Genomic DNA, 12,812 nt, shown 5'->3' with positions numbered 1-12,812 from the left:
CGCCGGCGCGCACGACACCGCGGACCTCGAGGGCTACGGCCCGATCCCCGCCGGCCTGGCCCGCGACCTGCTCCTGGCCGCCGGGGACGCGAAGACCCGCACCTGGCTCCGCCGCCTCTACACCCACCCCGCCACGGGTGAGCTGGTCGCGATGGACTCCCGCCAGCGCCTGTTCACCGGCAACCTCGCCCGGTACGTCCGCCACCGCGACCAGTGGTGCCGCACCCCCTGGTGCAACGCCCCCATCCGGCACGGCGACCACATCACCGACTACGCCGACACCGCCACCACCGACACCGACGACGCCCAAGGCCTCTGCGAATCCTGCAACCACGCCAAACAAGCCCCCGACTGGCACGCAAGATCCAGCCCCGGCGAGCAGCAGAGGCATGTCGTCGAGACCACCACCCCCACCGGCCACACCTACACCACGACCGCCCCACCCGTCATCGGGCTACGCCGGGGCGCCTACCAGCAGCGCTGGGAAGGCCACTGGACCCGCGTCGGCTGACCCCGCGCCAGCTAGTTCCGGTTGTGGCCGAGCGATCGGGCGTGGAGCACGTCCTTCCAGTACGACTCCCGCTCGAGGACGTGGTCGTCGTCGGTGCGCATCGACCAGTACTCCAGCAGCGCGAACCGCATGTTGGTCCGGTAGTACTCCTCGCCCTTCTCCTCGAGGAGCTCCCTCAGCCCGACGTTGCCGCCGTGCAGCGTGGCGGCGTACGTCGACCAGCGTTGCCAGATGCCGGTGTCGCCGTACGCGGACCCGACGTACCGCTGGCCGGTCTCCCGGTCGTGGATGACGTAGATGCCCTTCATGCTCTCCAGCGCGATCCGCCAGTCGGCCCGGGCCTGGGCGACGACGGCCTGGAGGTCGGCGAGGCTGTGGTTGATCCGGTCGTGCCCGGGGAAGGGGTCGCCGGCGAACGGCTCCTCGAGGATCGACGACACGGTCATCGTGGGCAGCACCGACTCCATCGTGCGCCGGATGTTCCTGCCGGTCCGCTTGTGACGGACGTAGAGGCGGCGGATGAACGGACCCATCAGGTCCTCCCTCAGCGCCACCGTGTATGAGCGCGCCTGCTGCTCGGGCCTGCGCTCGAGGACCTCCCAGATCCCACCGAAGAGCCAGAGCGACGCATCGTGCTTGTCCTGGGCGACCGAGAAGACGAGCTCGCGGTTGAAGTCGTCCTTCACACTGCGCCAGGAGTTCCAGCCCTGCCACTCCTCCTGGTCGGTCGCCAGGACGTCGATGGGGTGCTTGGTCCCGTTCCAGACGGCGAAGTGCACCTTGCACGAGGTCGGGTCGAGGCCGGTCGGGAGCAGCGCCGTGAGTGGGATGGCTACCATGGAGCGACCCTAGGCGAGCTCAGGAACCCGCGTTGAGCACGCCGTACCCCAGGCTCAGCACACCGGTGGCCGCCGCGGCGCTGACGAGCGCGACCGCCAGCCCCGCCGGGGTGCGCAGGCGCGCGGCCGTGACGGCGACCACCGCGCCACCCGCGACCACGCACAGGGTCCAGTAGACCGGGCTGGTGCTGGAGCCGACGACGGTCAGGCCGTAGATCCCGTCCGCGATCAGCACGCCCGCGAGGGCGCCGGCGCCGAACGCCGCGTGGAGGGCGCGGGGGCCGACGACCGCGGCCGCCGCGACACCGACGAACGGACCGGCGACGATGCCGACCACGCTCCACAGCACCGGGTCGTAGCTGAGTCCGCGCAGCTCGGAGGCGACGGTGTAGCCCTGCACCAGACCGACGAACGACACCACACCGAGGACGGCCCCCAGCGGCAGCGTCGGCCGCGTCGCGCCGACGAGGAGCGCTGTCAGCACCGTCCAACCCGACGGCGAGTTGGCGAACGATGCGAGCGCATCCGGCAGCACGCCTTGGGCCCACGACGTCAGGGCGCCCAGGAGCAGGCTGGCGCCGGCGACGGCCAGGGTGGACGAGAACAGGCGCTGGCTGGGGTTCACGCGCCCATCCTCGGCGCCGGCGACGCGCGATCGGCGTCGTTCGGACCTCCGCGGTACCCAGGTCCAGGAAGTCGGTACCTGCGGAGGAGAAGCCCCTGAACGAGGTCGTCAGTCGTTGTAGAGCTCGCAGTGGCCCGCGAGCCGGTTGCTCGCGGCGTCGAACGGCCCGACGTCGGCGCCGCCGGAGCCGGACTCGCCCGCGGCCCGTTGGGCGTCGACGGCCTGGCGCACCACCGCGATGTCCTCGGCGAGCGGGCCGAGCGCGTGACCCTCGGCGGTCGACAGTGCGGTGACGAGCTCCTCCGCCTCGGCGGTGCCGTCGGCCGACGGCGACCCGTGCACGAACTCGATGGCGCGGGGCATCAGCTGGGCTGGAGGACGGTAGAGCTCGGCGCACGTCTTGCGGACGCTCACCGCGTCCTGGGTGGGCGCACCGGTGGGTGGCTCGCTCGAGACCGATGAGGACTGGGTCGGGCCCGGATCGGTGGCGGTGGTGTCGCCGTCGCTGCCGCATCCGGCGAGCACGATCGCCGCCGAGAGCAGACCGGCGAGGGCAGCGAGTGTGCGGCGCATGACCCCACTGTCTCGCGTTTGCGGGGCCTGGTCGACACCCGAGGCTCGCAGCGACGTGTCAGGCGGTGGTCAACGGCGGCAGGTGGACCCGGAACGTCGTCCCCTCCCCCTGCTCGGACTCCACGCTCATCGTGCCGCCGTGCTTCTCCACGATCGCGTGGGCGATCGAGAGGCCGAGGCCGCTGCCGGGGATCGCCTGCTCCTGGGCGAGCGAGGAACGGAAGAACCTGCTGAACAGGCGCTCCTGCTCCTGGCGGGGGATGCCGATGCCGGTGTCGCTGACCTCGATCAGGCTGCCGTCCTCGACCACCCGCAGCCGGACGCTCACGCGGCCCCCCTCGGGGGTGAACTTGACCGCGTTGCCGACGAGGTTGATCACGACGCGCTCCAGCATGTCGCGGTCCCCGAGGAACGGCACCGGCTCCTCGGGGAGGTCGACGGCCAGCTCGAGCGAGCGCCGTTCGAGGGTGGGGGCGACGACCGTCGTGCCGGCCGACACGATGGCCCGCAGGTCGACCAGTCGGTCCGCGTACCCCATCGCGCCGTCCTGGACCCGCGAGAGCGTCAACAGGTCGTTGATCAGCGAGAGCAGGCGGGTGCTGTTGGCTGCGACCCGGCGCACCGCGTCGAGCTGCTCGGGCTCGAGCTCGCCGTACACCCCGTCCTCGAGCATCTCGATGTAGCCGAGGATGCTCGTGATCGGCGTGCGCAGCTCGTGGCTGACGCTCGACACGAAGGCGTCCTTGACCTGGTCGACCTCGCGCAGCCGCTCCACCGCCTGCCGCTCGGCCTCGAGCGACTCCACCAGCCGCGCCTCGGCCTCGACGCGCTCGGTGATGTCCTCCGACGTGCTCACGTAGCCGATGACCTGCCCGCGGTCGTCCTTGATGCGGTTGAGCGACATCGAGTGGCTGCGCTCCTCGCCGTCCTTGCGCACGAACCGCATGTCGGTCGCGCCCTTGCCGATCAGCGCCGCGGCGACCACGCCGAAGTCGGCGACGACCCCGAGCTCCGCCGCCTTCTCCGCGATCGACTCGGCCGAGTGGAACCGACGGGTCAGCTGCCCGAGCACCTCCTCGGCCCGATAGCCGAGCAGCCGCTCCGCGCCTGGGTTGAAGAGCGTGACCCGGCCGAGCTCGTCGGTGCCGATGATGGCCACGCCGTTGGTGCCGTTGACGATGTTCTGGACCTTGTCCCGTTCGGCCGCGTTCTGGCGCGCCTGCTCGAGCTGCTCACCGACCGTGAGCAGCAGCGGGATGACCACGAGCGCGCAGACCGCGCCGTACGACGAGAGCAGGATGCCCTGGCCGTCCACGGACACCCCGAAGCGTGGGCCGGCGCTCGCGAACGGACCGTGGCCCCAGGTCGTCAGCGGGATCGCGAACGCGAGCACCGCCAGCAGCTGGGCGAGCGCCTCGTAGGGGCTGCTGCGCATCGCCGCCCAGACGAGGACGGGCACGACGACGAACACGACGGAGGGGAAGTCGTGGGGCAGGAAGACGATCGGCGTGATCGTCAGGATCAGCACCCACTGCACGGCGCGCTCCCCCACGCCCGCCACGGGCGCGTGGTTGCGCAGTCGGCAGAACAGGGGCACGACGGTCAGCTGGGCCACGAGGTGGGAGCTGCCGAGGGCGAGGGCGAGCACGCCGGGCCGCCCCCATCCGGTGACGAGGCTCGTGAGGCCGGCGGCACCGGCGACGAGCAGCGCACCGGCGAACCCACCGCCGAGGAACCGGGCCAGGTCCGCGCTGGTGCGCAGGGCCGGTCGATCGCGCTCCCCGCGCGCGAGGATCCACCACATCGCCGCGACGCCGAGGGCGATGCCCACGCCGAACCCGACAGCCACGTCGAGCTCGCGTCCGCCGACCCAGATGGTGCCGATGGCCACCACCACGACCAGGAGCAGGAGCACCGGGGTCCGCGGCCGTCGGGTCACCATCAGGCAGGCGGTGCCGAGGCCCGCAGGCCAGATCCCGATCGCGTGTCCTCCGTCGGGCGCACCGTGGACCGCCACGATGCCGCCCCCGGTCATCATCGCGACCAGGACGACGACGCGTGCGATCCACGACCTCGCCACTCTCCACTCCTCCCGAGCGCCCTCCCAGCACTCCACGTCGCCGAGGACATCTTGGCGGTGCCGAGGGCCGTAGGACCGGCGAACTGCCGGACGCGCACTACGTTGGTCCGGTGACTTCGTCGAAGAACAGCTATGACGTGGTGGTCGTGGGAGGCGGGCACAACGGCCTCGTCGCGGCGTCCTACCTCGCCCGCGCGGGGGTCTCGGTGCTCCTGCTGGAACGTCTGCCCCACACCGGCGGAGCGGCGGTCTCGGCACAGGCGTTCGCCGGTCAGCCGGCCCGGCTGTCGCGGTACTCCTACCTGGTCTCGCTGCTGCCCGAGCAGCTGATCGCCGACCTCGGGCTCGACCTCCGGCTCGTGTCGCGGTCGGTGGCGTCGTACACGCCCACGCTGCGCGGCGGACGGGCCGGCGGACTGCTGGTCGAACGACCCGAGGGCGACCGGACGAAAGAGTCCTTCCGCGAGCTGACCGGCGGCGACGACGAGTACGCCGCGTGGGAGCGGTTCTACGGCGACGTCGGCGCGCTCGCGGAGGTCGTCGCACCCACCCTCCTGCAGCCGCTGCCGCTCGAGCGAGAGGTCCGCGAACGCGTCGACCCCGCCGTGTGGCGCGACTTCGTCCTCAACCCCATAGGCGAGACGATCGAGGAGCGCTTCACCGACGACACCGTGCGTGGCGTCGTGGCCACCGACGCGCTGATCGGCACGTTCGCGTCGCTGCGCGACCGCTCCCTCGTACAGAACCGGTGCTTCCTCTACCACCTGATCGGCAACGGCACGGGCGAGTGGCGGGTGCCGGTCGGCGGGATGGGTGCGGTCACCGACGCCCTGGCCCGCGCGGCGTCCAGCGCCGGCGCCGAGATCCTCACCTCGGCCGGCGTGAGCGGCATCCGGGCCGGCGCCGAGGGCGCCGAGGTGACCTGGCACGACGAGTCGGGCTCCCACACCGTGGCCGCGCGCCGCGTCCTCGCCAACGTCGCACCGTGGGTGCTGCGCATCCTGCTCGGCGAGGGCGAGGACCCCGACACCAAGCCCCAGGGGTCGCAGCTCAAGATCAACCTGCTCCTCGACCGACTGCCCCGGCTCAGGTCCGGGGTCGACCCGCGCGTCGCGTTCGCCGGCACCCTCCACCTGGCCGAGGACTACCGCCAGCTCGAGGCGGCGTACGCCGACGCGTCGGCCGGGCGGATGCCCGCCGAGCTCCCGGGCGAGATCTACTGCCACTCGCTGACCGACCGGTCGATCCTCGGCGACTCCCCCGCCGAGACCCACACGCTGACCTACTTCGGAGTGCACACACCCGCCGCGCTCTTCGAGGCCGACCCCGATGCGGCCAAGCAGCTGGCGGTGAGCCGGGCGCTCGCCGCCCTCGACGAGCACCTGGCCGAGCCGATCGAGTCGTGCCTGGCACGCGACGCGGACGGTCGACCGTGCATCGAGGCGAAGGTCCCGCAGGACATCGAGCGCGACCTCGCGATGCCCGGCGGGCACATCTTCCACGGCGACCTCGACTGGCCCTGGGCGCCCAACCGCACCCGGCTCGAGACCCCGGCGCAGCAGTGGGGGGTGCAGACGGGCGTCGACTCCGTGCTGATGTGCGGCTCCGGCTCGCGTCGGGGTGGCGCGGTGTCCGGGCTCGGCGGGCACAGCGCGGCCCAGGCGGTGCTCGCGGAGCGCTGAGGACCCTATGGGTCGCGCATCTGACCCGCGGATTTTTCCGGTCGGTCCGCCACTGGTAGAGTTCACGTCGCTTCACCGCACGCGCCATTAGCTCAATTGGCAGAGCAGCTGACTCTTAATCAGCGGGTTCGGGGTTCGAGTCCCTGATGGCGTACCACCACCGAAGGCCAGGGCGATCGCCCTGGCCTTCGTCGTTCTCGGGCGGGGTACGCCATGCCCCCAGAATCACCCCTTCGGGCGTAATGCCGGACCCCGTCCGCCGGCCTGACAGCCGTCAGAATCGGGGCGTGTCACCGCAGCCGACCCGGGTGGGGATCGTGGGCCACCAGGAGGTCATGGCCAAGGGGCTCGCCGCCATGCTCGCCGAGCACCCCGACCGCGTGCGGCTCGTGGAGGTCGACCACGCCGACGTCGTCTTGTACGACGTGTTCGGGATGCACCTGGTCAACGGCGCCGACCTGCCACCGCTCGTGCAGCGGCGGGCGGTCGTCCTCGCGGTCAGCCGTGACCTGAGGCCGGACCTGCGTGCCCGGGCGGTCGCCGCCGGCGCTCACGGCTGGGTCTCGATGAGCGTCCGGTCGCTGGGTCTGGTCCAGGCGGTCGAGGACGCCGCGGCCGGCCTCGAGGTGTCCGAGCAGGATCGCCTCGGCGCGGACGTGGGGCTCACGCCGCGCGAGGTGGAGGTGCTGGCCCTGATCACGCAGGGGATGAGCAACCAGGACATCGCCGAGCGCCTCTACCTGTCGATCAACTCGGTGAAGACCTACATCCGCTCGGCCTACGCCAAGATCGAGGTCACCTCGCGCAGCCGCGCCGTCGCCTGGTGCCTGCAGAACGGGTTCGCCCCGGCCGACGACTGAGCTCGCGAGCCGGGCGCCTCGGTCGCGCGGTCGCCACGTCGCCTCATCGGCAGGTGTGTCGTCCGGCACCGATCGGGTACCCGCCCCGGACACAGTCGTCTCGGGGAGGTCACGATGGATCCGAAGCAGCTCGCGAAGGACACGTTCGACAAGATCGCCGGCATCGCCGCCAGGGCGGCCTCGGCCACGGAGCCGGTGGTCCCGGGAGCGCCGAGCAGCAAGCCGCCTGCCCTGGAGGAGCCCACCACTCCCCACGCGCCGCTCCCGCCGACACCGGACCAGTCGGCGCCCGACGTACGCACGGCCACCGGCGTCGACACCGATGCCGTGCCCGCCGCCCGGGCGCAGCAGGGCGCCCACCTCACCACCTCCCAGGGGGTGCGGGTCCGCGACACCGACCACTCCCTCAAGGCCGGCGAGCGCGGTCCGACGCTCCTGCAGGACCACCACCTGCGCGAGAAGATCACCCACTTCGACCACGAGCGGATCCCCGAGCGCGTCGTCCACGCCCGGGGCGCGGGCGCACACGGCGTGTTCGTCGGCTACGGCACCGCGGACACCGTGACGCGGGCCGGCTTCTTGGCCAAGGGCGTCGAGACGCCGGTGTTCGTGCGGTTCTCCACCGTGCTCGGCTCCCGCGGCTCGGCGGACACGGTCCGCGACACCCGCGGGTTCGCGACGAAGTTCTACACCGAGGAGGGCACGTTCGACCTCGTCGGCAACAACATGCCCGTCTTCTTCATCCAGGACGGCATCAAGTTCCCCGACGTCGTCCATGCCGCCAAGCCGCACCCCGACCGGGAGATCCCGCAGGCCCAGAGCGCCCACGACACGTTCTGGGACTTCGTCTCGCTGCACACCGAGGCCCAGCACCACACGATGTGGAACATGTCCGACCGCGGCATCCCGCGCTCCTACCGGATGATGGAGGGCTTCGGGGTCCACACGTTCCGGTGCGTCAACGACGCGGGCGAGACGTCGCTGGTGAAGTTCCACTGGAAGCCGCGGCTCGGCGTGCACTCGCTGACCTGGGAGGAGGCCCAGCTGCTCGGCGGCATCGACCCCGACTTCCACCGCCGGGACCTGTACGACGCGATCGAGGCCGGCGCCTTCCCGGCCTGGGAGCTGGGCCTGCAGGTCCTCCCCGACAGCGCGGACCAGATGTTCGCGGGCATCGACCTGCTCGACCCGACCAAGATCGTGCCCGAGGAGCTCGCGCCGGTGCAGCCGGTCGGGCTGATGGTGCTGACCGGCAACCCGACCAACTTCTTCGCCGAGACCGAGCAGGTCGCGTTCCACGTCGGTCACGTCGTGCCCGGCATCGACGTCACCGACGACCCGCTGCTCCAGGCGCGGCTGTTCTCCTACCTCGACACCCAGCTCACCCGGCTCGGCGGACCGAACTTCTCCCAGATCCCGATCAACCGCCCCCACGCGCCCGTCAACGACATGCTGCGCGACGGCTTCCACCAGGACGCCGACCACATCGGGGTGGCGCCGTACCGGCCGAACTCGCTGGACGGCGGCTGCCCGTTCCACGCGGGCGCGGACGACCCGGCGCTCGAGGACCTGGCGGTCCGGGTCGCCGAGGCGACCAAGGTGCGCGCCAGCCCGGCGTCGTACGACGACCACTTCAGCCAGGCCCGTCAGTTCTGGCTGAGCATGTCGCCCGTGGAGCGCGAGCACATCGTCCGCGCCTACACCTTCGAGCTGGGCAAGTGCTACGAGCAGGCGATCAAGGAGCGTCAGCTCCAGTGCCTGGCCAACATCGACCCGGTGCTGTGCGCCGAGGTGGCCACCGGTCTGGGCCTACCCGCCCCGGAGCCGTCGATCCCGCTGGCCGACGCCGAGCCGAGCCCGGCGTTGTCCCAGGTGGGTGAGGCGTGGCCGCCGGACGGCCGGATGGTCGGCATCGTCGTCGACCCCGACGGTGACCTCGCCGGTGTCGAGGAGCTGCGGGCCCAGGTCTTCGCCGCCGGCATGGTCCCGCTCCTGATCGGGCCGCACGGCGGCACCGTCGCGGGCCTGGCGGTGCAGCGCACGTTCGCGACCGCCCGCTCCGTCGAGTTCGACGTCCTGCTGCTCGCAGGCTCGCCCGCGCCCGCCCCGGACGCCCTCCCCGCGCGCGACGCCAAGGCGGGCGCGGCCGACACCCCGATCGACCCGCGCGTCGTCCTCCTCCTCGAGGAGTGCTTCCGGCATGCCAAGGTCATCGGCGCCTGGGGCGACGGGGCCACGGCGCTCGACACCGCCGGCTGTGGGCAGGCGGCGGGCATCGTCCGCGGCGAGTCGGCCGAGGACGTCTTCGCCACCGTGCAGGAGCAGATGGCCTTCCACCGCGTGTGGGAGCGGTTCGGCACCGTGGCATGACGGCGGCGAGGTCGGGGCACCCGGGAGGAATGAGCAGCGACACCGACCGGCGTCCCGGCACCACCCGCGCCACCGACCTCGACCCCGACGAGGGCAAGGTCGACTCACCGACCGACCTGACCCGCCGCTCCTGGCTGTACGTCGCGCGCAAGACCGTGCGCGAGTTCTCCGACGACCAGTGCACGGATCTCGCGGCGGCACTCACCTACTACTCGGTGCTCGCCGTGTTCCCCGCCGCCATCGCGCTGACGTCGTTGCTGGGGCTGGTCGGCCAGGGCGACGAGAGTGTGAAGACCCTGCTCGACATCATCGGCGACCTCGGCGGCGCGTCGATGGTCGACAGCATCCGCGACCCGCTGATGGAGATCAGCAAGTCCCAGTCCGCGGGGCTGGCGTTCGTCGTCGGCCTCGCGGGCGCCCTGTGGTCGGCGAGCGGGTACGTCGGCGCCTTCGGGCGCGCGATGAACCGGATCTACGAGATCCGCGAGGGGCGACCCGTCTGGAAGCTGCGCCCGATGATGCTGCTCCTCACGCTGGTCCTGGTCGTCCTCGCGGCCGCCGTGCTCTTCGCCCTGGTGGTCACCGGCCCGGTGGCCGACTCGGTGGGCAAGGTTCTGGGCGTCGGCTCGACCCTCCAGCTGGTCTGGGACATCGCGAAGTGGCCGGTGATCGCCGTCGCCGTCATCGTGATGGTCGCGCTGCTCTACTACGCGACGCCGAACGTGCGACAGCCCCGGTTCCGCTGGGTCAGCGTCGGCGCGGTGCTGGCGATCCTCACGTGGGTGGTCGTCTCGGCCGCGTTCGGGTTCTACGTCGCCAACTTCTCCTCCTACGACAAGACCTACGGCGCCCTCGGCGGCGTGATCGCCTTCCTGCTCTGGGTGTGGTTGACCAACCTCGCGCTGCTGTTCGGTGCCGAGCTCGACGCCGAGCTCGAGCGCGGCCGCGAGCTGCAGTCGGGGCTGCCCGCCGAGCGGATGATCCAGCTGCCGCCCCGCGACGACCGCAACATCGAGAAGGCGCGAGCCAAGGACGAGGAGGACGAGCGCCGGGGCCGGGCGATCCGGCTGCGCGCTCGTCGCCACAGCAAGAGGAAGGCCTGAGATGACCCTGACCTCCGTGTGGCGCGACCGCCACCCCGTCACCGCCCCCGGGGAGGCCGGAACCCTCTCGGGCGACTGGGACGTGGTGGTGGTCGGCGCCGGGATCACCGGGCTCACCACCGCTGGACTCCTCGCGCGAGCCGGGAAGTCGGTCGTCGTGGTCGAGGCCCGCCACGTGGGCGCCGGCACCACTGGCGGCAGCACCGCCAAGGTCAGCATCCAGCAGGGGACGCACTACTCCCGGGTCGCGCGCCGGCACCCTGCCTCCGTGCTGCGGAAGTACGCCGACGCCCAGACCGAGGCGCTCGCGTGGGTGGCCCGGTTCTGCGACGAGCACGGCGTGGCGCTGCAGCGCCGGTCGGCGTACACCTACGCGACCTCCGCCTCGGGCGTCCGGTCGGTGCGCGCCGAGCTCGAGGCGCTCCACCGGGCGGGCGTCGAGCAGGCGACCTGGGTCGACGACCTGGCCCTCCCCTTCCGCGTGCGGGGCGCCGTGATGGTGCCCGACCAGGCCCAGCTCGACCCCCTGGAGCTGCTCGACGCGCTTGCCGCGGACGCGATCCGGCACGGTGCCACGATCGTGCAGGGGGCTCGCGTGCGCCGCGTGCACGGTCACGCGCCGTGCACCGTCGTCACCGACGCCGGCGAGGCCACCGCGGCGACCGTGGTCGTCGCCACCAACATGCCGATCCTCGACCGGGGCGGGTTCTTCGCGCGGGCCAAGCCGGCGCGCTCCTACGGCCTGGCGTTCCGGACGCCCGAGCGGGCCGTCGACGGGATGTACCTCTCCGCCGATGCGCCGAGCCGGTCACTGCGCGACGCTCCGGTGGCCGACGGGTCCGGCAGCCTGCTGCTCGTGGGCGGCGACGGGCACAAGACCGGGGGCCCGACCTCGGAGCTCAGCCACCTCGACGGGCTGCGCGAGTGGACCCACGGCTACTACCCCGAGGCGGTCGAGACGCACGCGTGGTCGGCGCAGGACTACGTGCCGCACCATGGCCTGCCGTACGTCGGTCCGATCCTCCCCGGCAGCGACCAGCTGCTGGTCGCCGGCGGCTACTCCAAGTGGGGCATGACCAACGGGGTGGCCGCCTCCCTGGCGCTCGCGGGCCGGATCCTCGGTGGACACCAGGAGTGGGCGTCCGCCTTCGATCCCTGGAGCACGCGCGAGCTGGCCGGACTGCCCGAGAGCGCGCGGGTCAACGCCGAGGTGGCCGTCGAGATGACGGCCGGGTGGCTGCGGCCGCTGCGCGGCCTGGCGTCACGCAACGAGCTGGGCGACGGCGAGGGCGAGGTCCGCTTCGACCGGGTCGGCACGCCGAGCGCGACCTCGCGCACCGACGGCGTCGAGCGCACGGTCGCAGGAGTGTGCACGCACCTCGGCGGCGTCGTGCGCTGGAACGACGCCGAGCGCAGCTGGGACTGCCCCCTCCACGGCTCCCGGTTCGGTCCCGACGGCGAGGTCCTGGAGGGCCCGGCCACCTGTGGGCTGCGCCGGCGCTGAACCGCCGCTGACCTGCAGAAAGACCGGATCCGGCGCACGTTCCTCAAGGAACATGCAAGGTTCCTCCACGGCTCGGGAACGGTTCGCCCACGGGACCGTTCCGGGGGTCGAGGGCGTGCCACGCTTCTCTGGACCCGCCTTCCCACCTCAGGAGCACCCCTGTGCGAGCTCGACTCCTCTCCGCCACGACCGCGCTGGCGCTGCCCGCGCTGATGGTGCTCGGCGCGGCACCGGCGATCGCCGACAAGGGCGGCAACGCCCCTGGCAACAACGGGACGATCAAGGTCGCCGAGGTCGGCGCGCCCGACGGCAACAGCAACGACCCGAAGGTCGGCTGCACCTTCGAGCTCCGGTGGTTCAACTTCGATGCCAAGGCCACCTCGAAGGTGACGTTCGAGAGCCAGGACAAGGGAATCACGATCACCGGAGTCACCGGCAAGACCACCGTCGTGCTCGAGGACGACGCCGCCAAGGGCGACTCCGACCTGGACGGCCGCGAGATCTACACGCTGGCCTTCTCGGGAGAGCCCAAGAACGACCAGGGCTACCTGGTCAACGTCGTCACCAACACCACGGGCTCGAACGGCAACGACTCCAAGTCCAAGATGTTCAAGGTCAAGCCGTGCGCCCCGACCGACCCCGGCACGCCGACCGACCCCGGCACG

Annotated in this window: 9 protein-coding genes, 1 tRNA gene and 2 pseudogenes; 8 read left to right on the top strand and 4 right to left on the bottom strand. The window is 72.0% G+C overall.

Annotated elements, in window-relative coordinates; translation table 11 throughout:
* A pseudogene (locus Q0L15_RS03080) lies at positions 1-511 on the top strand (hypothetical protein); the annotation flags it as partial.
* Positions 512-522: 11 nt separating this feature from the next.
* On the opposite strand, the gene Q0L15_RS03075 reads toward Q0L15_RS03080, so the two are convergent.
* The 4 genes from Q0L15_RS03075 to Q0L15_RS03060 all read right to left on the bottom strand — a co-directional run bounded on the left by Q0L15_RS03075 (position 523) and on the right by Q0L15_RS03060 (position 4,628).
* Positions 523-1,350: a GIY-YIG nuclease family protein gene (locus Q0L15_RS03075; protein WP_296602161.1), complete on the bottom strand. Its 828-nt coding sequence runs from the start codon at positions 1,348-1,350 to the stop codon at positions 523-525.
* 19 nt (positions 1,351-1,369) lie between these two features.
* Complete coding sequence (locus tag Q0L15_RS03070; protein WP_296602160.1) at positions 1,370-1,975, bottom strand: DUF6518 family protein; 606 nt, start codon at positions 1,973-1,975, stop codon at positions 1,370-1,372.
* Positions 1,976-2,083: 108 nt separating this feature from the next.
* The gene (locus Q0L15_RS03065; protein WP_296602158.1) at positions 2,084-2,548 is read right to left on the bottom strand and encodes a hypothetical protein; all 465 of its coding nucleotides are present in this window, start codon (positions 2,546-2,548) and stop codon (positions 2,084-2,086) included.
* A gap of 58 nt (positions 2,549-2,606) precedes the next feature.
* A complete protein-coding gene (locus tag Q0L15_RS03060) occupies positions 2,607-4,628 on the bottom strand; it encodes an ATP-binding protein (RefSeq protein ID WP_296602157.1) in 2,022 nt (673 codons plus the stop codon).
* A gap of 110 nt (positions 4,629-4,738) precedes the next feature.
* On the opposite strand from Q0L15_RS03060, the gene Q0L15_RS03055 reads away from it, so the two are divergent.
* The 7 genes and pseudogenes from Q0L15_RS03055 to Q0L15_RS03025 all read left to right on the top strand — a co-directional run.
* On the top strand, positions 4,739-6,310 hold the full coding sequence (locus tag Q0L15_RS03055) for an NAD(P)/FAD-dependent oxidoreductase (protein WP_296602154.1): 1,572 nt from the start codon (positions 4,739-4,741) through the stop codon (positions 6,308-6,310).
* An 81-nt stretch (positions 6,311-6,391) separates the two neighbouring features.
* Positions 6,392-6,467: transfer RNA gene (locus Q0L15_RS03050), tRNA-Lys, on the top strand.
* 130 nt (positions 6,468-6,597) lie between these two features.
* Positions 6,598-7,170: a response regulator transcription factor gene (locus tag Q0L15_RS03045; RefSeq protein WP_296602153.1), complete on the top strand. Its 573-nt coding sequence runs from the start codon at positions 6,598-6,600 to the stop codon at positions 7,168-7,170.
* Positions 7,171-7,284: 114 nt separating this feature from the next.
* Positions 7,285-9,540, top strand: a complete 2,256-nt coding sequence (locus Q0L15_RS03040) for a catalase (RefSeq protein WP_296602152.1) — start codon at positions 7,285-7,287, stop codon at positions 9,538-9,540.
* Between the two features lie 29 nt (positions 9,541-9,569).
* A complete protein-coding gene (locus Q0L15_RS03035) occupies positions 9,570-10,643 on the top strand; it encodes a YihY/virulence factor BrkB family protein (protein ID WP_296602151.1) in 1,074 nt (357 codons plus the stop codon).
* Position 10,644: 1 nt separating this feature from the next.
* Positions 10,645-12,147, top strand: coding sequence for an FAD-dependent oxidoreductase (locus Q0L15_RS03030; protein ID WP_296602149.1), 1,503 nt, complete (start codon positions 10,645-10,647; stop codon positions 12,145-12,147).
* 161 nt (positions 12,148-12,308) lie between these two features.
* Positions 12,309-12,812: pseudogene (locus Q0L15_RS03025) on the top strand (hypothetical protein); the annotation flags it as partial.

Origin of the sequence: Nocardioides sp. (genome assembly GCF_024509035.1) — a bacterium.
GTDB lineage: Bacteria > Actinomycetota > Actinomycetes > Propionibacteriales > Nocardioidaceae > Nocardioides.
The sequence above is the reverse complement of the archived record's forward strand: the minus strand, read 5'-3'. Positions and strand labels throughout refer to the sequence as shown.

Excerpts from the sequence above, each read along its gene's own strand:
- Q0L15_RS03035 (WP_296602151.1), top strand. The coding sequence starts at position 9,570 with ATGAGCAGCGACACCGACCGGCGTCCCGGCACCACCCGCGCCACCGAC.
- Q0L15_RS03065 (WP_296602158.1), bottom strand. The coding sequence starts at position 2,548 with ATGCGCCGCACACTCGCTGCCCTCGCCGGTCTGCTCTCGGCGGCGATC.
- Q0L15_RS03075 (WP_296602161.1), bottom strand. The coding sequence starts at position 1,350 with ATGGTAGCCATCCCACTCACGGCGCTGCTCCCGACCGGCCTCGACCCG.
- Q0L15_RS03030 (WP_296602149.1), top strand. The coding sequence starts at position 10,645 with ATGACCCTGACCTCCGTGTGGCGCGACCGCCACCCCGTCACCGCCCCC.
- Q0L15_RS03040 (WP_296602152.1), top strand. The coding sequence starts at position 7,285 with ATGGATCCGAAGCAGCTCGCGAAGGACACGTTCGACAAGATCGCCGGC.